Annotated in this window: 24 protein-coding genes and 1 pseudogene; 7 read left to right on the forward strand and 18 right to left on the reverse strand. The window is 66.0% G+C overall.

Going from position 1 to position 19,458, the window contains the following annotated elements; genetic code table 11:
* Positions 1 to 354: 354 nt before the first annotated feature.
* Positions 355 to 1,101, reverse strand: coding sequence for an alpha/beta fold hydrolase (locus tag M7H19_RS11935; protein WP_298180840.1), 747 nt, complete (start codon positions 1,099 to 1,101; stop codon positions 355 to 357).
* Between the two features lie 38 nt (positions 1,102 to 1,139).
* Here M7H19_RS11935 and M7H19_RS11940 point away from each other — a divergent pair, with 38 nt between their 5' ends.
* A complete protein-coding gene (locus M7H19_RS11940; protein WP_298180842.1) occupies positions 1,140 to 1,664 on the forward strand; it encodes a GNAT family N-acetyltransferase in 525 nt (174 codons plus the stop codon).
* Between the two features lie 7 nt (positions 1,665 to 1,671).
* Here the strand turns inward: M7H19_RS11940 and M7H19_RS11945 are convergent, their stop codons facing one another.
* Both M7H19_RS11945 and M7H19_RS11950 read right to left on the reverse strand, forming a co-directional pair.
* Positions 1,672 to 1,962 (reverse strand): hypothetical protein, encoded by a 291-nt coding sequence (locus M7H19_RS11945; protein WP_298180844.1) that lies wholly within the window; start codon positions 1,960 to 1,962, stop codon positions 1,672 to 1,674.
* 47 nt (positions 1,963 to 2,009) lie between these two features.
* Positions 2,010 to 3,143: a nucleotide pyrophosphatase/phosphodiesterase family protein gene (locus tag M7H19_RS11950; RefSeq protein ID WP_298180846.1), complete on the reverse strand. Its 1,134-nt coding sequence runs from the start codon at positions 3,141 to 3,143 to the stop codon at positions 2,010 to 2,012.
* Between the two features lie 47 nt (positions 3,144 to 3,190).
* On the opposite strand from M7H19_RS11950, the gene M7H19_RS11955 reads away from it, so the two are divergent.
* The gene (locus tag M7H19_RS11955; RefSeq protein ID WP_298180848.1) at positions 3,191 to 3,397 is read left to right on the forward strand and encodes a zinc ribbon domain-containing protein; all 207 of its coding nucleotides are present in this window, start codon (positions 3,191 to 3,193) and stop codon (positions 3,395 to 3,397) included.
* 143 nt (positions 3,398 to 3,540) lie between these two features.
* Here the strand turns inward: M7H19_RS11955 and dhaM are convergent, their stop codons facing one another.
* The 5 genes from dhaM to nucS all read right to left on the reverse strand — a co-directional run bounded on the left by dhaM (position 3,541) and on the right by nucS (position 7,655).
* Complete coding sequence (gene dhaM, locus M7H19_RS11960; RefSeq protein WP_298180850.1) at positions 3,541 to 4,239, reverse strand: dihydroxyacetone kinase phosphoryl donor subunit DhaM; 699 nt, start codon at positions 4,237 to 4,239, stop codon at positions 3,541 to 3,543.
* The gene (gene dhaL / locus M7H19_RS11965) at positions 4,236 to 4,859 is read right to left on the reverse strand and encodes a dihydroxyacetone kinase subunit DhaL (protein WP_298180853.1); all 624 of its coding nucleotides are present in this window, start codon (positions 4,857 to 4,859) and stop codon (positions 4,236 to 4,238) included. Before dhaL ends, dhaM begins: the two co-directional genes overlap by 4 nt.
* Positions 4,859 to 5,857, reverse strand: a complete 999-nt coding sequence (dhaK, locus tag M7H19_RS11970) for a dihydroxyacetone kinase subunit DhaK (RefSeq protein WP_298180855.1) — start codon at positions 5,855 to 5,857, stop codon at positions 4,859 to 4,861. The genes dhaL and dhaK overlap by 1 nt, the downstream gene beginning before the upstream one ends.
* A gap of 64 nt (positions 5,858 to 5,921) precedes the next feature.
* On the reverse strand, positions 5,922 to 6,914 hold the full coding sequence (locus tag M7H19_RS11975; RefSeq protein WP_298180857.1) for a hypothetical protein: 993 nt from the start codon (positions 6,912 to 6,914) through the stop codon (positions 5,922 to 5,924).
* An 81-nt stretch (positions 6,915 to 6,995) separates the two neighbouring features.
* A complete protein-coding gene (nucS, locus tag M7H19_RS11980; RefSeq protein ID WP_298180859.1) occupies positions 6,996 to 7,655 on the reverse strand; it encodes an endonuclease NucS in 660 nt (219 codons plus the stop codon).
* Between the two features lie 96 nt (positions 7,656 to 7,751).
* On the opposite strand from nucS, the gene M7H19_RS11985 reads away from it, so the two are divergent.
* Both M7H19_RS11985 and ehuD (M7H19_RS11990) read left to right on the forward strand, forming a co-directional pair.
* Positions 7,752 to 8,477, forward strand: a complete 726-nt coding sequence (locus tag M7H19_RS11985) for an amino acid ABC transporter permease (protein ID WP_298180861.1) — start codon at positions 7,752 to 7,754, stop codon at positions 8,475 to 8,477.
* Positions 8,474 to 9,133: an ectoine/hydroxyectoine ABC transporter permease subunit EhuD gene (gene ehuD, locus M7H19_RS11990; protein ID WP_298180863.1), complete on the forward strand. Its 660-nt coding sequence runs from the start codon at positions 8,474 to 8,476 to the stop codon at positions 9,131 to 9,133. The genes M7H19_RS11985 and ehuD (M7H19_RS11990) overlap by 4 nt, the downstream gene beginning before the upstream one ends.
* A gap of 68 nt (positions 9,134 to 9,201) precedes the next feature.
* Here ehuD (M7H19_RS11990) and ehuB (M7H19_RS11995) read toward each other — a convergent pair whose 3' ends face one another.
* Positions 9,202 to 10,095, reverse strand: a complete 894-nt coding sequence (gene ehuB, locus M7H19_RS11995; RefSeq protein ID WP_298180865.1) for an ectoine/hydroxyectoine ABC transporter substrate-binding protein EhuB — start codon at positions 10,093 to 10,095, stop codon at positions 9,202 to 9,204.
* Between the two features lie 73 nt (positions 10,096 to 10,168).
* On the opposite strand from ehuB (M7H19_RS11995), the gene M7H19_RS12000 reads away from it, so the two are divergent.
* Positions 10,169 to 10,708, forward strand: coding sequence for an NUDIX hydrolase (locus M7H19_RS12000; RefSeq protein ID WP_298180866.1), 540 nt, complete (start codon positions 10,169 to 10,171; stop codon positions 10,706 to 10,708).
* A 95-nt stretch (positions 10,709 to 10,803) separates the two neighbouring features.
* Here M7H19_RS12000 and M7H19_RS12005 read toward each other — a convergent pair whose 3' ends face one another.
* The 5 genes from M7H19_RS12005 to ehuB (M7H19_RS12025) all read right to left on the reverse strand — a co-directional run bounded on the left by M7H19_RS12005 (position 10,804) and on the right by ehuB (M7H19_RS12025) (position 14,742).
* The gene (locus M7H19_RS12005; RefSeq protein WP_298180867.1) at positions 10,804 to 11,577 is read right to left on the reverse strand and encodes an enoyl-CoA hydratase-related protein; all 774 of its coding nucleotides are present in this window, start codon (positions 11,575 to 11,577) and stop codon (positions 10,804 to 10,806) included.
* A gap of 118 nt (positions 11,578 to 11,695) precedes the next feature.
* Positions 11,696 to 12,460, reverse strand: a complete 765-nt coding sequence (ehuA, locus tag M7H19_RS12010; RefSeq protein WP_298180875.1) for an ectoine/hydroxyectoine ABC transporter ATP-binding protein EhuA — start codon at positions 12,458 to 12,460, stop codon at positions 11,696 to 11,698.
* 19 nt (positions 12,461 to 12,479) lie between these two features.
* A complete protein-coding gene (ehuD, locus tag M7H19_RS12015) occupies positions 12,480 to 13,151 on the reverse strand; it encodes an ectoine/hydroxyectoine ABC transporter permease subunit EhuD (protein ID WP_298180868.1) in 672 nt (223 codons plus the stop codon).
* On the reverse strand, positions 13,148 to 13,858 hold the full coding sequence (gene ehuC / locus M7H19_RS12020) for an ectoine/hydroxyectoine ABC transporter permease subunit EhuC (RefSeq protein WP_298180869.1): 711 nt from the start codon (positions 13,856 to 13,858) through the stop codon (positions 13,148 to 13,150). The genes ehuD (M7H19_RS12015) and ehuC overlap by 4 nt, the downstream gene beginning before the upstream one ends.
* 26 nt (positions 13,859 to 13,884) lie before the next feature.
* Complete coding sequence (gene ehuB / locus M7H19_RS12025) at positions 13,885 to 14,742, reverse strand: ectoine/hydroxyectoine ABC transporter substrate-binding protein EhuB (RefSeq protein WP_298180876.1); 858 nt, start codon at positions 14,740 to 14,742, stop codon at positions 13,885 to 13,887.
* Positions 14,743 to 15,185: 443 nt separating this feature from the next.
* Between ehuB (M7H19_RS12025) and M7H19_RS12030 the strand changes: the two genes are divergently transcribed.
* A complete protein-coding gene (locus M7H19_RS12030; RefSeq protein ID WP_298180870.1) occupies positions 15,186 to 15,809 on the forward strand; it encodes a LysE family translocator in 624 nt (207 codons plus the stop codon).
* 9 nt (positions 15,810 to 15,818) lie between these two features.
* On the opposite strand, the gene murA is transcribed toward M7H19_RS12030, so the two are convergent.
* Entirely contained in the window at positions 15,819 to 17,102 is a 1,284-nt protein-coding gene (murA, locus tag M7H19_RS12035; protein ID WP_298180871.1) for a UDP-N-acetylglucosamine 1-carboxyvinyltransferase, read from the reverse strand.
* Between the two features lie 201 nt (positions 17,103 to 17,303).
* Here murA and M7H19_RS12040 point away from each other — a divergent pair, with 201 nt between their 5' ends.
* Entirely contained in the window at positions 17,304 to 17,876 is a 573-nt protein-coding gene (locus tag M7H19_RS12040) for a cob(I)yrinic acid a,c-diamide adenosyltransferase (RefSeq protein WP_298180872.1), read from the forward strand.
* An 81-nt stretch (positions 17,877 to 17,957) separates the two neighbouring features.
* On the opposite strand, the gene M7H19_RS12045 is transcribed toward M7H19_RS12040, so the two are convergent.
* From M7H19_RS12045 to M7H19_RS12055, 3 genes and pseudogenes are all read right to left on the reverse strand, one after another.
* Positions 17,958 to 18,392 (reverse strand): DUF2550 domain-containing protein, encoded by a 435-nt coding sequence (locus tag M7H19_RS12045; RefSeq protein WP_298180873.1) that lies wholly within the window; start codon positions 18,390 to 18,392, stop codon positions 17,958 to 17,960.
* Between the two features lie 22 nt (positions 18,393 to 18,414).
* Positions 18,415 to 18,780, reverse strand: coding sequence for a F0F1 ATP synthase subunit epsilon (locus M7H19_RS12050; RefSeq protein ID WP_298180874.1), 366 nt, complete (start codon positions 18,778 to 18,780; stop codon positions 18,415 to 18,417).
* A 127-nt stretch (positions 18,781 to 18,907) separates the two neighbouring features.
* Positions 18,908 to 19,458 (reverse strand): annotated as a pseudogene (locus M7H19_RS12055) (F0F1 ATP synthase subunit beta); the annotation flags it as partial.

Raw genomic sequence — 19,458 nt, forward strand, 5'->3', positions numbered from 1 at the left:
AGGGTCGATCCCTTCACCGGCTTTCGCGTCGGGTACGGACGCGTTGCGATCGGCTGGGGCGCTACGGCCGTCACTGAAGCCTCCTGCACTCGTAACCCCGCGAATCTTGCTGTCGCCACGGGCGGGGACCCACGTTGGCTAAGGGCGATCGTATCTCTCACCCTTTTGATACCGGCGCACCGGGAGCACCAGATCACGTCCCCACTTGTCGATCATCCCACTCCCGCGCCCACCGAGATCGTCACGCCGAAAACAAAAGCGCAGGTGAGAACGCGTATCTCGCCCAAATCGCCGACTTTTCCCCAGGCGCGTTAACTACGTCACTTTCCTGTTTCCTGCCTGGTCAGAGACGGGTCAGCGCAGTACTCGGGACACCGCGTCGACCACTCCTTCAGGGGCTTCCAAGGGCGTCAGGTGGCCTGCTTCGGGCAGCACCACGAGCTCTCCCCGGGGCAGAATGTCGGCAAGATCACGCGCCTTCTCGGGTGGGGTCACGGTGTCCTCCTCGCCCACGATCACCACCGACGGCACGTCCGCCGAGCGCAGCACGTCGGTGGCGTCATCACGCGCGGCCATCGCCCGCTGAGCCCACGCGACCCCGGCGGGCGGCTGCTGTTCGATGAGCCCACGCACGTGGTCGACCAGCTCGGGACGGCGGTTGCGCGTGGTCTCGCCCAGGAGGTTCGGCAGCATCGACTCGGCCAACCAACCGTGGACGCCTTCCGTCTCCGCGCGTCGGGCCACAGCCAACCGGTTCTCGCGTGCCGCGTCGGTGTCGGCCTCCGCCTTGGTGTCGATGAACACGAGTCCTCCCACGCGTTCGGGCGCGAGCCGCAGCACGGCGAGCGTCACGTAACCGCCCATCGAACAGCCGCCCAGCACGACCTTGTCGAGACCGAGCCGATCCAGCAACGCCACCACGTCGTAAGCGGCGTGGTCGAGGCTCGGTTCGGTGTCTCCGGAAGGCAACGGGGAGCGACCCAGACCACGCTGGTCCGGGGTGATCAGCCGGGTCCGTTCGGCGAGCGGTTCCCGCACGGAGTTCCACATCCGGGCATCGACGGGATAGGCGTGCAACAGCACCAACGGCAGATCCGACATACGGCCATTGTCGACCGAACCCAGTAGATTCGAAGGGCATGACACGGCAGCCGGCCTCCTTGCGCACGCGGCAGCTGGTGTTGCGACCGTTCACCGACGACGACCTGCCCGTGGTCGTCGGCCTGCAATGCGCGGAGGAGACCCACCCGCACGAGCTCTCGCCACGCACCCCGACCGAGGCGTATGCGCAGTTCGCCTCGTGGCGGCGACACTGGGCCGACCACGGATTCGGGTACCTGGTGGTGGAACACGCCGGGACGCGCAAAGCGCTCGGTGTGGGCGGGGTGCAGTTCACTTCGCTCGACGGCGAACGGGTGTTGAATCTGTACTACCGCTTCTTCCCCGAAGCCTGGGGACGCGGCTACGCATCGGAGATGGCATCAGCGGTGCTCGACTGGGTCGCGCGCGAAGTACCCGGCCATCCCGTGGTGGTCATCACCAGCGCGAGCAACGGTCCGGCGAGGAGAGTGGCGGAGAAGCTGGCGTTCTCCGAGTACCGAAGAGACCTCCGCTTCGGTGTGCCCACCGTGTACTACCGCAAGGACATCCCGTCCATCGGCTGAAGCGGCCTCACCAGCGGCGGCGGGTGGGCATCCGGCGGGTCCGGGCCTGCCAGCACCCGCGGTGCCAGTGCCGCCGTTCGGTGACGGAGCCGTATTCGTCGGCGGGCCAGGCGACGACGTGCGCCACGCCGGGTCGGATCTCGTGATCACAGCCGGGACAACGGTAGGTCTTGGTCGCCCGGGCTCCCGGCACCGTGCGGACCAGCCAATCGCCGTCCGGCCCCGATTCCGGACGCGCCCAACCGGTGGACGAGCCGAGGCGGGGCTCGATACGGCGCGCGCGGTTCCTTCGGGGCATACCTTCCACGGTAACCGGAGTCGGGAGACCGTTACGAGCGCGGGGAGTCAGTCCCGCTCCGCGACGGCGAGCGGCACGAGCTGCTCCTCCCGTGTCAACGAGCCGTGCTGACCGACCAGTCCGGATTCGAGCGGCTCCCGTCGTCTCCGCAGCACACCCGAACGCCCCCGCGCCGCCACCACGATGTCGCCGATCCTCGGCAACACGTACTCGGCCACGGGACCGAACCAACCGCGCTCCACGGCGTCCTGGCGGCGCAGCACCCACGCCCGCTCGCCCAACGTCTCACTCCACGCGGCGAACACGTCGTCCACCGCACCGTCCACGGCGTAGACGTGTCGGGCTCTGACCTCACCCGCCAGCGCCCGCACTCCCTCCAGCAGGGCGGGCTCGGCGTCGGCGTCGACGACGGTGTCGTCGAGCGCGACCATGCCGTGGTCGGCCACGACGGCCAGGGCCGCGTCCTGTGGCAGGTTCTCGACCAGTGACTCCACCAGTCGGTCGACCTGGCGGAGCTGCAATCGCCACTGGGGCGACCCCGGCCCGTACACGTGCCCCATGAAGTCGAGATCGCCGTGATAGGCGTAACAGAAACCGTTCCGTTCCCGCAGCGCCGTCGACACCGCTGCCGCGAGATCGCCCAAGGCGTGCACGCCGACGTAGTCTCCGCCGGAGAGCACGGCCCGAGTGAGGGCCGTGTCGGCGAACTGGACCGACGACACGACGGTGGCGGCCACGCCCGCCTCGGCGGCGAGGGCGAACGTCGTAGGCCGGGGCTGCAGGTCCTCGGGCGACACGACGTCCCGCAGGTCTTCCCCGCCCGGGTGCCTGCACCAGCGCAGAGCGTTCAGCACGCCCACCTCGGGCACCTCGAACGAATAGCCCACCATGCCGTGTTCCCCGGAGGAGACGCCGGTACCGATGGCGGCCAGTCCCGCCACGGTCGTGGAGGGGTAGCCCACCCGCAGGGGCTTTCTCCGCAGTTCGGCGAGCACGGGCGCGTCCGCGGCATGGGTTTCCAACAACTCCCAGCCGAGCCCGTCGATCAGCAGCACACAGATGCGCGACCGGCGTCCGAAGCCGAGAGTGTCGACGAAACCGTCCACCCCGAGCGCGCCGAGGGCGGACGGGGTGACTTCACTCAACGTGGGTGTCCGCGGATCGATCACAGGCGCGTCCATAGTTCGGCAGCCTCCCACGTAACGCATGCGGCGGCGATAATCGGACCATGCCGACCTATGCCTATCGCTGCCGCGTGTGCGCGGACTCGTTCGAACTACAGCGTCCGATGAGTGAGTCGAGCGCGCCCGCTTCGTGCCCCAACGGCCACGACGACACGGTGAAGCTGCTGACGACGGTCGCCCTGACCGGTTCGGCACAGGCACCCGCGCCGGCGGGCGGCGGCTGCTGCGGCGGTGCCTGCGGGTGCGGGTGACGACGGGTTCCCAGTCGGCCCGCGAACTCCGGTCACCCACGAGTTCGGTGGTTCCTCGACGACTCCACGGTGATCATCGTCGATGACCGGCGGTCCGCCCCGGCCATCGACGCACGTGAGCTTCGGGTTGCCCCGGCCTCCGCTCAGGCCTCGTCGAAGTTGCGTTCGGCCAACGCCTCGATGCGCTGCACGGCCTCCCGCGCCTGCGGCCCCGTGGCCTCGACACCGACGCGGTCGCCCTTGCGAGCGCCCAGCGACATGATGGCCAGAACGCTGTGCGCGTCGGCCTCGTCGTCGCCGAACCGCAACCGAACGTCCGCCTCCACCCCCGCGATGGCCCTCACCAGCGACGCCGCGGGACGCGCGTGCAGACCGACCTCGTTACGCAGCGTCAGTTCGGTCCGCACGACGTCGGACGGGGTCTCCTCGGTGACCGACCCCGCCTCCGGAGTCTCCTGCTTCCCGGGACCACGCCCGGCGTCCGTCGCGGCCTGTGCCACGCCCGCCCGGTCGGCTCCGCTCTGGGCGGCCACCGCCGCCGCCACGGCGCCCTCCACCAGCGGCGCGTCCACCACCACCGCCGCGCCCGGATCGTCGAGTGACTCCACCACCAGCTCGGCCGTCATCTGCGCACTACCGAGGTCGTACAGCACCACAACGCCGGACCCGGCGTCCGCCTGTCGCACCGCGGAGACCACCGAGTCGTAGTCGGTGCCGATCCCGCCGTCCGGCGTACCGCCCGCGGGCCGCACGGTGACATCCGGCGCCATCTGCTTGGCGACGTCGGCGAGCCCCTCGGCGAGCTTGGCGCTGTGGGACACGAGTACCAGACCGACCCTCATCGCGCGGCCTCCGCGAACGCCCTCAGCAGCAACGCCGTGGAACGCGCCCCCGGGTCGAGGTGCCCGACGCTGCGCTGACCGAGGTAGGAAGCCCGGCCCTTACGTGCCACGAGCTGTTTCGTCGAGGTCGCTCCTTCATCGGCGGCGTCGGCGCCGGCGGACAGCACGGCCGCCACTCCGTCGTCCTTCGCTGCCCGTGCCGCCTCGACGGCGGGCTTCAGCGCATCGACCATCGTGGCGTCACCGACTTCGGCCTTACCCCTCGCCACCACGCCGTCCAACCCGGCGTTCAACTCGGCGGCGACCGTGCTCGCATCCAGCTCGGCCGCCTGGCCCACGGCCGTGGCCGCCCTCAGAAACGCCGTGCCGTACAGCGGTCCGGCCGCACCACCCACCTTCGAGATCAGTGTGGTGGCCGCGACCTTGAGCACGGCGCCGGGCGTCTCCGGCACCGCCTCGTCGAGAGTCGCCACCAACGCCTCGAACCCGCGCTTGAGGTTCTCACCGTGGTCGGCGTCACCGATCGGCCGGTCGAGGTCGGTCAGCTCGGCGCAATGCTCGGTGACGGTGTCGGCGGCGGCTCGTAAAGCGGCGGCGACATCGTTCGCGGTGCAGCCCATCACATCCCCCAACGCAACGCGGGAGTCTTCACCGGCGCGTCCCACAGCTCGGTCAGCCGGTCGTCCATCCGCAAGATCGTCATGCTGATCCCCTGCATCTCCAGACTCGTGATGTACGGGCCGACCAACCTACGGACCACGTTGATCCCCCGGTCGGCGAGCAGTCGTTCGGCGATCCCGTGTGCCAGGTAGACCTCCAGCAGAGGCGAACCGCCCATCGAGTTGGTGAACAGCAGGACGTCCTCCCCTTCACCCAGGGGGAAGTCGTCGACAATCGCCGACACCATGCGCTCCGCGAGAGCCTGCGCGGGTTCGATCGGGAGGCGTTCCCTGCCCGGCTCACCGTGGATACCGATGCCGAACTCGACCTCATCGTCCCCGAGCTCGAAACTCGGTTCCCCGACGTGCGGCACGGTCGGCGCCGTCAGCGCCACTCCGATGGAACGCACCCGCTCCACAACGGCGCGGGCCACCGACTCCACGGCGTCGAGGTCATCGCCGCGTTCGGCCGCCGCCCCGACGATCTTCTCCAACAACACCGTGCCGCCCACACCGCGACGTCCCGCCGTGGCCGTGGAGTCCATCACGGCCACGTCGTCGTCGATCACCACGGTGCGCACGTCCAGCCCTTCGGCGGAGGCGAGTTCCGCGGCCGTCTCGAAGTTCAGCACGTCACCGGTGTAGTTCTTCACCACCAGCAACGCTCCCGCCTCACCCGTGGTGGCCGAGATCGCGGCCTGCACGGCGTCCGGGGTCGGCGAAGTGAACACCGGGCCCGGTACAGCCCCGTGCAACATGCCCGGGCCGACGAACCCCGTGTGCAAGGGCTCGTGACCCGAGCCCCCTCCCGAGATCACCGACACACCACGCGCCGGCGAGTCGGCCCGCACCACGATGTTCGGGTCGTACTCCACCCGCACCAGATCGGCGTGGGCTGCGGCCAGACCTCTGAGCGAGTCGGCGACCACGGTCGCCGGATCATTGATGATCTTTTTCATGCCGACCTCCGAAGCGCGGCAACGCGTGGCGGGTATCGGCTTTCAACGTAACCAACTTCCGCGGCTACGGCAGGGCCTTCACCATGCCCTCCGCCAATGCGGTCACGCTTTCGCACGCCTCCGTGACATCGGCCGACTTGGAGTAGTTGTAGTAGTTCAGGCTGACGACCTCCGCCTCGACGTCGGAGTGCCCGAGGTGGTTCCACGACACCTCGCACTCGGCCGTGTCCGTGGTGCCCGGCCTCATCACAGCGGTGACGTCGTCGGTCAGCTCGACCTCCTCCGTGCCTTCGATGACCGATACCGGGTAACCGAGGCGGGCATACGCGTAGACCACGATGTCGTCCTGCATGAACTGGCAGGAATGCAGGTCGCCCGGCTGCACGGCGACATCGCCCTCCTCGAACGCAGGCTCCAGGACCTTCGAATCCGGAACCGCGCAGAGATCGACATCCCTCAACGAACGCTCGTCCCCCGGCGGAAGCATCGGCGGGTTCTCACGCAGCTGCTTGATCACACTCTGGAGCACCAGGTACCCGCTCTCGCACGGCGTGCCTCCCCCGCGTTCGTGCTGCGCGAGCACGCTGATGCCCATGTCGGGTTCGCTCTGCGTCACCGCCACGGAGTAGCAGGTGTTCTCGTCGCTGCTCGTCTCGGTCAGCGGCAGTCCCTCGACACCACTGGTGGCCTGATCGGCAAAGAAGCCACCCGTGCCGAGCACCATCATGATGCTGATGGGCTTACCACCCGTGTCGACGAAGTCACGCATGCACGTACCCCAGTCGCTGTTCCGCCCCTCTCCCTCGGGCGTGAAAGCACCCACGACGTCGTCGTGCAACAACCCACACGGATCCACCGAACGCAGAGTGGACAACGACAGGGCTGGATCGTCGGTCGGCGCCTCGGGCACACCCCCCTGGCCGCTCCCCGGCTCGGCCTTCACCGTGGTGCGCTCGAAGTTGGCCTTGGACAGGTCCTCACCCGCACATCCGGCGAGGAACACGAGCGCGATGGCACAGCAAGCGGTTATCCGACGCGATAGAGCACGAGTGAACACGTGTGCACGGTATCCACCCCTCTTCGTGCCCGTGCACGGTTCCCGCGCATCGTGACCTTGTCGCTGTTCGCCGGCCGTCCGCTAGAACAGCGTGAGGTCGTTGCTCTCGATACCGCGGAGCTTGTCGTAATCCAAGGTCACACAGCGGATCCCCCGATCCTCGGCCAACGTACGAGCCTGCGGTCGGATCTGCTGCGCGGCGAACACCCCCTGCACGGGCGCCAGCAGCGGGTCACGGTTCAACAACTCCAAGTACCGCGTCAGCTGCTCCACACCGTCGATCTCGCCCCGCCGCTTGATCTCCACGGCCACCGCCGTGCCGTCGGCGTCGCGTGCCAGGATGTCCACCGGACCGATCGCGGTCGGGTACTCACGACGCACCAGGGTGTAACCCTCCCCGAGTGTGGTGATGTGTTCGGCGAGCAACTCCTGCAGGTGTGCCTCCACACCATCCTTCACCAGCCCGGGCTCGGCCCCGAGATCGTGCTCGATCTCCTCGATGATCTGCTCGATCGTGACGACGAGCTTCTCGCCCGCCTTGTTCTCCACGATCCAGAGGTTCCCGTCCTCGATCAGCCAACACGGCGGGCTCATCCAGTTCAACGGCTTGTAGGCGCGGTCGTCGGAGTGGACCGACACCGAACCGTCGGCCTTGACGAGTAACAGACGCGTGGCCATGGGCAGATGAGCCGTCAACCGGCCCGCGTAGTCCACCTGGCACCGAGCGATCACTAAGCGCACGACGAGAGGGTATGCGACTCCGTTAAACGAATACTCGCCACCCGTATATGTCCCCCGTTAGGGTCATCTTCCGACCCTAACGAGAGGTTTAACCGAGTGAATGACATTCCGACTCTGTTCGACTGGACGGACAACCTCGTTCGCGGACTCGGCATCACGCTGCTCGTCACGGCTCTCGGCACAGTTCTCATGCTGGTGGCTTCGGTTTTGCTGGGCCTGTTGGCCCGCTCGTCGAATCTCATCCCGCGTGGTTTCGCCAGAGTCGTGATCGAGTTCTTCCGTGGGACTTCACTGCCCATTCAGCTGTGGTGGCTGTTCTTCGCACTGCCGCTACTGGGAATCAAGTTCGATCCGATCCTGGTGGGCGTGCTGGCCTTCGGTCTGAACTACGGCGCCTACGGAGCCGAGGTCGTACGCGGATCGATCGAAGCCGTACCCCGCCCCCAGTGGGAGGCCGCGATCGCGCTGAACCTGTCCCCCACGCAACGCATGACACGGGTCGTCTGGCCACAGGCGGTCGCACTGATGATCCCGTCGATGAACAACCTGTTCATCCAGCTGCTCAAGAGCACTCCGCTGCTCTACACGATCTCACTGGTCGATCTGATGACCATGGGTGAGAGCTTCCACGAGGCGGGCGGCGACCGCACCCTCATCTACCTGGTGCTGATGGCGATCTACTTCGTACTCGCGTACGCCGTGACATTTCTGTCCAATATGGCCGAAGTCGCCGCCAAGGCGAAGCTCGGCAGGCACGAGGGCCTACGCAGCGTGTTCCGCCTTCGCAAGCCCGTTCCCCAGGAGGAGGTGGCGGTCCGGTGAACTGGGACTGGGACTACGCGTTCGACATCCTTCCCGAACTGCTCCAGCACTTCGTTCAGTACACCTTGGTCGCCACCGTCCTCGGCATCGCGGTCGCCGCGGTACTGGGACTGGTCTTCGCGATCATCCGACAATTGCGCATTCCCATACTGGCGCAGGCGACGACGGCGTTCATCGAGTTCATCCGCAGCACGCCGCTGTTGATCCAGCTGTTCTTCCTATTCTACGCGCTGCCGGGGCTGGGGCTCACGCTGTCGCCGATGGTCGCGGGTGTCCTGGGACTCGGCGTGCACTACGCGTGCTACTGCGCCGACGTGTACCGATCCGGTATCGAAGCCGTACCGAAAGGACAGTGGGAAGCCACCGTCGCTCTTCAACTCCCCTCACAGACCACCTGGCGCAGGGTGATCCTGCCGCAGGCCGTGCGCAACGTCCTGCCGGCCCTGGGCAACTACGCCATCGCGATGTTCAAGGAGACACCGTTCCTGGCGCTCATCACCGTGCCCGAACTGTTGCGCACCGCGCGCACCATCGGCGGGGACACCTACGAGTACCTGGAGCCGTTGACTCTGGCCGGGCTGATCTTCCTGGCGGCCAGTTACCCCACGGCACTGCTGCTACGCAGGGTGGAAAGGCGTATGCGCCCCGCGGGTTGACGCGCAAGCGGAGGTCGTGTGCGGTCCCGACGACTCAGGCGACTTCGACCACGCACGACCTCCCACGCTCATCCTTCGGTCGCGCAGAGTTCCTCGGTCGTCGCTTTACGCGAGGGCTCGGCGGCGAAGCCCCACTGGCCGAGGATCTGGGCGAACTCGTCGGTTTCCTTGAACTTCTTCAACTCCGCGTCGAATTCGGCATGGAAGTCCGAGTCGGACTTGCGGAACGCGGCCCCCGCACCGGTGACGGGGAACGAATCCAACGGCTCGGTGATGTCGAAGTCACCGCCGTACTGATCCTTGTGAGACTGTAGAGTCAGTGTCGGCAACAGGACGGCGTCCACACGACCGTCGCTCATGCCCTGCATCGCGTCCGGCGCCTTCGGATACGTCTGGAGCTGGCCCTCCGCGATACCCAACGACTTCGCGGTCTTCAGCTCGTAGCTTCCCGCGAGAACCGCCACGACGGCGTCGGAGTTCTTCACATCGTCGACAGTGGTCAGTCCCTTCGGATTGCCCGTGGGGACAGCGAACGACTCGGTCGACACGATGTCGGGCGAGGCGTAGAGGACCTTCGAGCAACGGGTCTTGTTCATGAACAATCCCGCACTGACGATGTCCCACCGGTCCGCACCCAATCCGGGGATCATCGAGTCGTAGTCGGTCTGGACACCCTCGATCTCGGTGATGCCCATGCGTTCCAGGACCGCCTTGGTGACGTCGGGCGATGCCCCGGACAGTTCGCCGTCGGCACCCAGCTTCGTGTACGGCGGCTCGTTGGCCACAGCGATCCGCACCGGCTGGCCGGAGTCGATCCGTTGCTGGATGCCCGCGCCCTCGGCCTGGCCGGTTTCGGGGTTCGTCGTCTGACACGCGGCGAGCAGCGACCCGCTCCCCACCGCGGCGAGACCGACCGCCGAGTAGCGCAGTAACGCCCGCCGAGAGAGGTTCGGTTTCGACACGAGATCACTCCTTGGAGAGACAACAGATCGTGTGACCCTAACCCCTTCGGGTGAAGCATGGAGAATATTCAGAATGAAGAGGATCGACTCGCGTGAGGTATACAGCAACAATTGGATGACGGTCCGCGAGGACAGAATTCGCAGGACAGACGGCTCGAACGGTATCTACGGCGTCGTCGACAAATCGGATTACGCCCTCGTCATTCCACTATCCGGGAACGAAGTCCAACTCGTCGAACAATTTCGTTATCCACTCGGTATTCGCCGTTGGGAGTTTCCGCAAGGAACCGCGCCCGAACGCGCCGAACTCCCACCCCGGGAGCTCGCGGCACGCGAACTCCGGGAGGAGACCGGACTGTCGGCGGGCAGTCTGGTGGAGATCGGTCTGCTGGATGTCGCACCGGGGTTGTCGAGTCAGCGAGGCCGCGTGTTCCTCGCAACGGAGCTCACCGAAGGCGAACCCGAGCGGGAGCCGGAGGAACAGGACATGCGCACGGCATGGTTCACCCGGGACCGGGTCGAACAGATGATCGCCGAAGGCGAGATCACCGACGCCCAATCGGTCGCCGCCTACGCCCTCCTGCTTCTCTGGGAACGTCGCCCCGCCCACTGACACCGTGTCCGCAGCCTGCGTAGCCGTGTCCGCAAGTTACGTAGTCGTGTCCGCAGCCTGCGTAGCCGTCTTCGCAGTTCCGGGAGCGGGCGAGGTCAGTCCGGCCACTCGGGCGGTCGCTTCTCCAAGAACGCCGCCATCCCCTCGCGCGCGCCCGGCAACTGCGAGGCCGCCGCCATCACCTCGAGCGCGACGGCGTACGCGTCCTGCTCAGGTCGGTCCAACTGCGCGTACAACGTCTGCTTTCCGAGCGCCTTCGCCGCACGACTACCTCGCGTGGCACGTCCGAGGAGCTCGGCGACCGCGTCGTCCAGTTCGTCGTCAGGCACAACGCGGTTGACCAACCCCCATTCCAATGCCGTCGCAGCGTCGATGGTGTCGCCGGTCAACGCCAGCTCCATGAGCCGCTTACGTCCCACCGACCGCGCCACCGGCACCGCGGGGGTGTGGCAGAACCACCCGCCCTTGCCACCGGGAAGCGCGAACCCCGCCGACTCCCCGGCCACCGCCAGGTCGCACGACGCCACGAGCTGGCAACCCGCCGCCGTCGCAAGACCGTGCACACGGGCCAGCACGACCTGCGGCACCAACTGCATCGTGCGCATCACCTCGGTGCACAACCGCAGCAGTTCCCGCACGCCCCTCAGATCACGTGCGGCGACATCGGCGAAATCGTGTCCGGCGGAGAACACCGGCCCGGCACCGGCCAGCACGATACCCGTGGCATCGCTCTCCCCAACCTCGGTGAAGGCGGTGAGCAACTCCCTCAGGTGCGGCTCGGACAGCGAGTTCCGCCGCGCGGGCCGGTTCATGGTGATCGTCACGGTGTCGTCCTCGCGCGCGACGAGGATGTGCTCGTAGCCACCCATGTTGCGACCGTAACCTTCCCGTCGACACGACCCAAGGACCCGAACCTCGACGCCTCCGCCGCGATGCTCGTGGCGCCCCGAACACGGCGTGTCGAAGCGCTCGGCACCGAGCCCGGGTCTACGCCCTACTGAGCACCGCCTGCAAGAATTCCCTGGTCCGCTCGTGGTCGGGGTCGGTGAACAGTTTCTCCGGGTGGCCGTGCTCAACGATCTGACCCGCGTCGAACATCATCACCCGGTCCGACACGTCACGAGCGAACTGCATTTCGTGGGTCACACACAGGAACGTGATGTTGGTGGTGTTCGCGATCTCCCGCAGCACACCCAGGACACCGGTCACGAGCTCGGGGTCGAGCGCGGAGGTCACCTCGTCCAGCAGCAGCACGTCGGGTTCCATCGCCAGCGCACGCGCGATGGCCACGCGCTGCTGCTGCCCACCGGACAGCTGCGACGGATGAGCGTCGACCTTGTCGGTCAGACCCACCATCTCCAGCAGCGACTTCGCCTTGTCCTCGGCTTCGTCCCGAGACTGGCCCAGCACGCGGATCGGGGCCTCGGTGATGTTCTGCAGCACCTTCATGTTCGGGAACAGGTTGAACTGCTGGAACACCATTCCGATGCGGCGCCGCACCTTGCGCAGGTGTTTTTCGTCCGCGGGGACGAGCTTGCCGTTCTTCTCCATGTGGCTCAGGTATTCGCCACCGACCTCGATCGAGCCGCCGTTGACTCGCTCCAGCGTCATCAGAAGACGCAGAATGGTTGTTTTACCCGACCCACTGGGGCCGATGAGGGTGACGAACTCGCCTGCCTCGGTATCGAAACTCAGGTCTCGGAGGACAACATTGTCACCGAATTTCTTGACCACCCGGTCGAAGCGGATCATCACGTTGTCGGCCGAGGAATCAGACGGATTGCTTTGCGAGTCCAAAACGACGCTCCAAATATCGGACGAGTAGCGAGGAAGGGTAGCTCAACAGGAGGAAGAAGATACCGGCAATAGTGATCGGTTCAACGTATCGGAATGCCAACGATGCCTCTTCCTGGGCCGCTCCCACGATGTCGAGCACACCGATCGCCAGCAGTAGCGGAGTTTCTTTGAACATCGAGATCGTGTAGTTGCCCAGCGCGGGCAACACGCGCGTGATGGCCTGCGGCAGGATCACCGCGGTCCAGGTGCGTGTCCGCGGCAGGCTCAACGCGATCGCGGCCTCCCACTGTCCCTTGGGCACGGCCTCGATGCCCGCCCGATACACCTCGGCCGTGTACGTGGCGTAGTGCAGGCCGAGCCCGATCACACCGGTCACCATCGGCGACAGGGTGATACCGACCAGCGGCAGGACGTAGAAGAGGAAGAACAGCTGTACCAGCAACGGCGTGCTGCGCACGAGTTCCATGAACAGCCAGGTGGTCCCGCTGACGAGCCGGATCGGCGACCGGCGCAACAACGCGAACACCAGACCCAGTACGTATGCGAGCACGGAGCCGAGTCCGGTGGCCTGGATGGTGACCAATAACCCGTTGAGGATGTCGGGCAGGACTTCGAAGGCGAAATCCCAGTCCCAAACGGAGTTCACGCGACACCACCACCCTGCGCGATCGCCTTTTCCCGTTTGGGCGGAGTCCTACCGACCTTCGCAGCGGCCCATCGTTCGATCAATCGCATGACAAGTGTGATCACAATGGACACTAGGAGGTAGAACAGCAGCAGGATGCTGAAGATCAGCGCGACGTCTCCGGTGTAGGACGGCACGAGCACCACGTCCGCTTGATGCGTCATCTCGGGCACGGTGATGAACGTCAGCAATGAGGTGCCCTTGAGCAGCTGGATGAACAGGTTGTTGAACGGCGGCATCATCTCCACGAGCGCCTGAGGCAGGACCACCCTCCGTAGACGCTGGCCGGTGGAGAAGTTGAGCGCCACGGCACCCTCGTGTTGTTCCTTCGGTACCGCCTGCACCGAGCCACGCACGATCTCGGCGCCGTACGCCCCGAAGTTCAGGCCGAGAACCAGGATGCCCGCCCAGAGCGGCAGAAGTTGGAAGCCGGTCAGCACCGGAAGGACAAAGTAGATCCAAAACAGCTGAACGACCTCGGAGGTTCCCCTCCAGATCTCGACGTAGGTCCGCGCGACGGCCCGCACCACGACGAACCGCGACAACATCGCCAGGCCGGCCACAAAGGACAGTATCGTGGCGAAGACGATGCCGCCTACCGTGGCCTGCAATGTCACCAGCAGGCCATCAGCGATGGTGGAGACGAAATGGGCAGTGTTGTCGAACATATTCTGTTACCGGGTCCCGTTCGGCATCACTCGCCGGAACACAACTGCTCGGTAGTGATGTCCTCGGGCGGCAGGTTGTCCTCCGTGAAACCAAATGGCTCGACGATCTCCAGCCACCGGCCGTTGTCGTGCAGCTTGGTGAGTTCCTCGTTGAAGGCGTTCACCAGGTCGTCGTTCCCCTTGCGGAACACGAAGCCGCCCGCCTGGATCTGCTCCTTGCCGTCCACCACGGGCACGAAGCCCTCGGTGACCTCGAAATCGACCCCCGGGTTCTGATCCAACAGCGCGCGCAGCGAGATGTCGGTGAGCGCACCGGCGTAAGCCCGTCCCGCCTGCAATGCCTGCAACAGCTCAGACTGTCCGCCGTAGGTCTGGATGTCGCCGACGTTCAGTGATTTGGCGACCTGCTGCTCGATCGTGCCCGACAGCACCGCGAGCCCCACCCCCTTCTCCTTGACGTCCTCGAAGGAAGTCACGTCCTGGGGATTGCCCTGCGGAACCAGGAACGCGGTGTTAGTGACGTAGTCGATGGTCGAGAACTGCGCCTGTCGACACCGCTCGGGAATGATCGCCATACCCGCGGCCACCATGTCGTACTGGCCCGCCCCCAACGCGGGGATCAGCTGGTTGAAGTCCACCTGAGTCGCCTGGACGTCCTCGACACCGAGCGCCTTGAAGACAGCCTTCGCGACCTCCGGCGACTCGCCGGTGACTTCGCCGTCCTGTGTGAATCCGTAGGGGATCTCGCCTGCGATGCCGATTTTCACGGTGCCGGTGTCACGTATTCGCTGAAGCGTGTTTCCGCCGCCTTGACCACCCGTTTGTGGGGCTTCCGTGCATGCTGCCAATGAGGCGGCGAGACCGATCGCCATCGCGCCTTTCATCGCCGTGCGCCGAGACAAAGCTCGTCTCGCCCACTCACCTTGAGCCAAGGTCACACCCCAATCGATTGGGTCGGTTCGCCGACTCAGGCGAACGATGGATCTCTACATAGTCACCGAACGTTAGGGGGCACGCGCGATCGGGTCAAAACAGTAATGATCGTCCGTTATCAGAACGAGATCAACATCGCGCCTCCACAAATACCGCCAGCTGGCCTCTTGACTCCGATCTCCGGACCCGGAGACGACGATTTCACCCTCGTTGCCGACAAAGTGGGAATTCCACTTTCGACGCTAGAACCGGCACACTGATTCCGCAGCTCAACGATGTCACCCACGAGAATTAAGGACACGACGAGCAACGACATCCGTGGTCATCCGTGGTCACTGCCAGCTACACACCGCTCCACATCGAGCACGTTGGGCAGCCGACTACGCTCGGCGGTGTGACGTGGAGTACGTACGGCAGTTACCTCGTGCTTGTGATTTTCGTCGTGCTCGCGCCCGGCCCCGACACTGTGGTGACGCTCAAGAATTCGTTCGCCGGCGGGTTCCGCGGTGGGCTGTTGGCGACCGTCGGGATCGCGACCGGCAACGTCGTACAGGGCACAGCGGTGGCGTTCGGCATCGGCACGCTGATCGTCGAATCGCAGCCGGTGTTCCACACGCTGCGCTGGCTCGGCGTCGCCTACCTCTGTTACCTCGGCGTACAGGCACTGAGGTCGGCGAAGAGGGGAGAGTACACGGCCGTCGACGCCACCGGAGCGCAGAGCAGCGGCTTCCGGAGGTTCCGGGAAGGGTTCCTCTCCAACGTGACGAACCCGAAGGTGCTCGCCCTTTATCTGTCCGTGCTACCGCAGTTCATCGATCCCGTACACAGCACGACGAGCGACACCCTTCTCCTCGCCTACACAGTGGCGGTACTGGGCGCGTTGTGGCTGCTTCTGCTGGTCGCATTCGTGCACACAGTACGCACGTGGCTCCAACGCAGAAGCGTGCGCCGAGGCTTGGACATAGCCACCGGCGCCACGCTTCTCGGCTTCGGTGCGGCCCTCGCCGCCGAAGGATGATCGATGGTGTTACTCGGTCACCACGCGATCGGGTTCGCTCGACACTCGCTCCACCCGCGCGCCGAGGCGATTGAGGTTTTCGACGAACTCGGGATAACCGCGGTCGATGTGGAAGACGTCCCACACCTGGGTGACCCCTTCGGCACACAGGCCCGCGAGCACCAGCCCCGCGCCCGCCCGGATGTCCGATGCCCACACCGGCGCGCTCGACAACCGCTCCACGCCACGCACCACGGCGTGGTGCCCATCGGTCCTGGCATCGGCGCCGAGCCGCACCATCTCCTCGATGAATCGGAACCGCGCCTCGTAGACGTTCTCCGTGATCATCGACGTACCCTCGGACACCGACGACAACGCCACCGCGAACGGCTGCAGGTCCGTGGCGAAACCCGGGTACGGCAGTGTCACGAAGTCCACCGCACGCGGGCGATCGGCCTGCACGACACGGAAACCCTTGTCGTCGAACGTCGTGACATCGGCCCCCGCCAACCTCAACTTCTCCAACACGAGGTCGAGGTGGTGCGGGTTCACGCCCATCACCGTCACGTCACCACGCGTCATAGCGGCGGCGAACGCCCACGTCGCGCCGACGATACGGTCGCCGATCACGTGGTGGTCGGTGGGCCGCAACATGTCCACGCCCTCGACCGTCAACGTCGACGTGCCCGCCCCTTCGATACGTGCACCCATCTCGGTCAGCATCGTGCACAGATCGACGATCTCCGGCTCGCGAGCCGCGTTGTCGATCACCGTGGTGCCCTCGGCCAGGACCGCGGCCATCAGGATGTTCTCGGTCGCGCCCACACTGGGGAAATCCAGCCAGATCTGTGCCCCGTGCAGGCCGTCGGCCTCGGCGACCACACAACCGTGCTCGATGGTGCTCGTCGCCCCGAGTTTGCGCAGGCCGTTCTGATGCATGTCCAGGGGCCTCGAGCCGATGGCGTCACCGCCCGGGAGAGCGACCACCGCCTTCTTCAGCCGCCCCACCAAAGGACCGAGCACGCACACGGAAGCACGTAGCTTGCCCATCGCTGCGGAGTCGGCGCGGTACGACAGCTCCGCGGGCGTGGTGATCCGCGTGACGTCGCCGTCCAGCTCGACCTCGCAGCCCACGCTGCGCAACACGTCGGCCATCAACGGGACATCGAGAATCCGCGGGCAGTTCCTGATCGTGGTGGTCCCTTCGGCGAGCAGTGCCGCCGCCATCAGCTTCAGCACGCTATTCTTCGCGCCGACAACCTCGACCTCACCGACCAGACGCGCACCGCCGTACACGTCGAAGTGCTCGCTCATGGTCGCCCATCATGCCCGGCACGGTACGGGCGTGTGCGCTGGGGCACGTTACCGATCAACCAGGTCACAAGATCGCACCTATTGAAACGTTCGGACACTACAAGACGATAGACGCACTTCGAGCAAGGTCGCACGCCTTGTGGCGAGCACCCCCGCCGGCTTCACCTACCTGTTCGTGGTTGCCCACCGTAGACTGCCGCCATGCCCGTACGGATCAACCGCGTCTACACCCGAGTCGGTGACAGCGGAACCACAGCGCTCGGCGACGGCACCCGTGTCCCCAAGACCGATCCACGCCTCGGTGCGTACGCGGACGTCGACGAGACCAACTCGGTCGTCGGCGTCGCTCTCGCGCTCGGTGCGTTGCCCGACGACATCGCACAGGTGTTAAGGCGGGTGCAGAACGATCTGTTCGACGTCGGCGCCGATTTGAGCACTCCCGTGGTGGACGACCCGCCCTATCCCCCGCTGCGGATCACACAGGACTACGTCGACCGCCTCGAAGGCTGGTGCGACGAGTTCAACGAGCGCGTGGGCAAGCTGACGTCGTTCATCCTCCCCGGCGGTACGCCCGGGGCGGCGCTGCTGCATCAAGCGCGCACGGTGGCACGCAGGGCCGAGCGGTCGGCGTGGGCGCTGGCCGAGGCAGACCCCGACGGCACCAACACCCTCGCGGTCACCTATCTCAACCGCCTGTCCGACCTACTGTTCATCCTGGCCCGAGTGGCCAACCCCGGCGGCGACGTACTGTGGAAGCCCGGAGGCGAGCGCTGAAAGCTCAGCCACCGTGCACGGACAACGCCCCGGCACCGGGAACACGTGCGGGGCGTTGAACCGTGTCGAGGAGCGAAGTCGTCAGCTCGCTCGAGGCAGCCGTCTTCCCGGCGGAGCGGACTCCAACCAGGACAGAAAACCCGTCAGAGCTCCAGGTCCCATGGCAATCTCGATCGGCTCGTCGTCATCCGACCGGCACCGCAATACCCGCGAACCCGCGGGGACGGCATAGGACTCCGTACCCACCGGATCGCGCCGCGCGACGATCTGGAGCGTGTCCCGGCGGAAAATCCGACTCGGGCCGATGCGCAAGCTCCACACGCGATACCAGACGAATTCCTCACCACGATACCGGCCGACCCCGAGGTGCCATCCGGACCGTTCATGGTCCGGATTCCACCGCAGCGCCACACTGACCCCGCCGTGGCGGCGCATGAACACCCACCGCAGCGTGTAGCACAGTGCGACGACGAGCAGCACGAGCAGGAGCGCCAGGACCAGAGTGACAATGTCCATGGTCGGCTCCCGCTCGTCCCGGTCAGACCGATTGACCAGCCGCTCGAAGCCTGGCAGCGGCCCTCGCGCGTTCGGTCTCGTCCTCCTCGGCCAGCGCGCGGCGCGCTTGCTCCACGTCGATCTCGTCGCCCAACTCGGCGGACTCGGCGAGAACGCTGACGCTGTCGCCCGTGACCGACAGGAACCCGCCGTGCACGGCCGCGGTCACCGTGTTCCCGTCAGTGGTCGTCACCTTCACGACACCGCCCTCGACGAGCTGACCGAGCACGGGTTCGTGGCCGGGCAGGATTCCGATCTCGCCCTCAGTGGTCTGCGCGGCGACGAACTGCGCCGTACCGGACCACAGGCGGCGTTCGACAGCCACCAGCTCGACGGACATCTCAGCCACGTAGCTCTCCTTCATGCCTCACGCGCGTTCCCCCAGTGTACTGGGCACGCCGACGTGCGAGCACACCGGCGATACGGAAACGACGGGGCTACATCCATAGTGGACGCTACCCCGTCGTTCACGGAACTCACTTGCCGGTGATTTCCTTGTACTTCTTCTCGAGGTCGTCGAGGCCACCGATGCCCAAGAAAGCCTGTTCCGGGTAGTGGTCGAACTCGCCCTGGGAGATCTTGTCGAAAGCCTCGATGGTCTCCGACAGCGGCACCGTCGAACCGGGGATACCCGTGAAGGTCTCGGCCACGAGCATGTTCTGCGACAGGAACCGCTCGATACGGCGGGCCCTGTTCACCGTCAGCTTGTCCTCTTCCGACAGCTCGTCCATACCGAGGATCGCGATGATGTCCTGCAGCTCCTTGTACTTCTGCAGGATCCGGATGACCTCGGAGGCGACCCGGTAGTGCTCCTCGCCGACGATGGCCGGGTCGAGGATCGTGGAGCTGGAGGCCAGCGGGTCCACGGCCGGGAAGATGCCCTTTTGGAACACCGACCGCGACAACTCGGTGGTGGCGTCCAGGTGGGCGAACGTCGTCGCCGGCGCCGGGTCGGTGTAGTCGTCCGCGGGCACGTAAATGGCCTGCATCGAGGTGATCGACCGGCCCCGGGTCGAGGTGATGCGCT

The sequence above is a fragment of the Saccharomonospora sp. genome (genome assembly GCF_027317685.1).
Lineage (GTDB): Bacteria > Actinomycetota > Actinomycetes > Mycobacteriales > Pseudonocardiaceae > Saccharomonospora.

What these genes read in the sequence shown, in the direction of transcription:
- dhaM (WP_298180850.1), bottom strand. Translation starts at nt 4,239, where the DNA reads ATGAGGGTCGGTCTGGTACTCGTGTCCCACAGCGCCAAGCTCGCCGAG.
- ehuA (WP_298180875.1), bottom strand. Translation starts at nt 12,460, where the DNA reads ATGATCCGCTTCGACCGGGTGGTCAAGAAATTCGGTGACAATGTTGTC.
- M7H19_RS11940 (WP_298180842.1), top strand. Translation starts at nt 1,140, where the DNA reads ATGACACGGCAGCCGGCCTCCTTGCGCACGCGGCAGCTGGTGTTGCGA.
- dhaL (WP_298180853.1), bottom strand. Translation starts at nt 4,859, where the DNA reads ATGGGCTGCACCGCGAACGATGTCGCCGCCGCTTTACGAGCCGCCGCC.
- murA (WP_298180871.1), bottom strand. Translation starts at nt 17,102, where the DNA reads ATGAGCGAGCACTTCGACGTGTACGGCGGTGCGCGTCTGGTCGGTGAG.
- ehuB (WP_298180876.1), bottom strand. Translation starts at nt 14,742, where the DNA reads ATGAAAGGCGCGATGGCGATCGGTCTCGCCGCCTCATTGGCAGCATGC.
- M7H19_RS11935 (WP_298180840.1), bottom strand. Translation starts at nt 1,101, where the DNA reads ATGTCGGATCTGCCGTTGGTGCTGTTGCACGCCTATCCCGTCGATGCC.
- M7H19_RS11955 (WP_298180848.1), top strand. Translation starts at nt 3,191, where the DNA reads ATGCCGACCTATGCCTATCGCTGCCGCGTGTGCGCGGACTCGTTCGAA.
- M7H19_RS12045 (WP_298180873.1), bottom strand. Translation starts at nt 18,392, where the DNA reads ATGGACATTGTCACTCTGGTCCTGGCGCTCCTGCTCGTGCTGCTCGTC.
- dhaK (WP_298180855.1), bottom strand. Translation starts at nt 5,857, where the DNA reads ATGAAAAAGATCATCAATGATCCGGCGACCGTGGTCGCCGACTCGCTC.
- M7H19_RS11945 (WP_298180844.1), bottom strand. Translation starts at nt 1,962, where the DNA reads ATGCCCCGAAGGAACCGCGCGCGCCGTATCGAGCCCCGCCTCGGCTCG.
- M7H19_RS12040 (WP_298180872.1), top strand. Translation starts at nt 17,304, where the DNA reads ATGCCCGTACGGATCAACCGCGTCTACACCCGAGTCGGTGACAGCGGA.
- M7H19_RS12000 (WP_298180866.1), top strand. Translation starts at nt 10,169, where the DNA reads ATGAAGAGGATCGACTCGCGTGAGGTATACAGCAACAATTGGATGACG.
- ehuC (WP_298180869.1), bottom strand. Translation starts at nt 13,858, where the DNA reads ATGTTCGACAACACTGCCCATTTCGTCTCCACCATCGCTGATGGCCTG.
- M7H19_RS12005 (WP_298180867.1), bottom strand. Translation starts at nt 11,577, where the DNA reads ATGGGTGGCTACGAGCACATCCTCGTCGCGCGCGAGGACGACACCGTG.
- M7H19_RS11950 (WP_298180846.1), bottom strand. Translation starts at nt 3,143, where the DNA reads ATGGACGCGCCTGTGATCGATCCGCGGACACCCACGTTGAGTGAAGTC.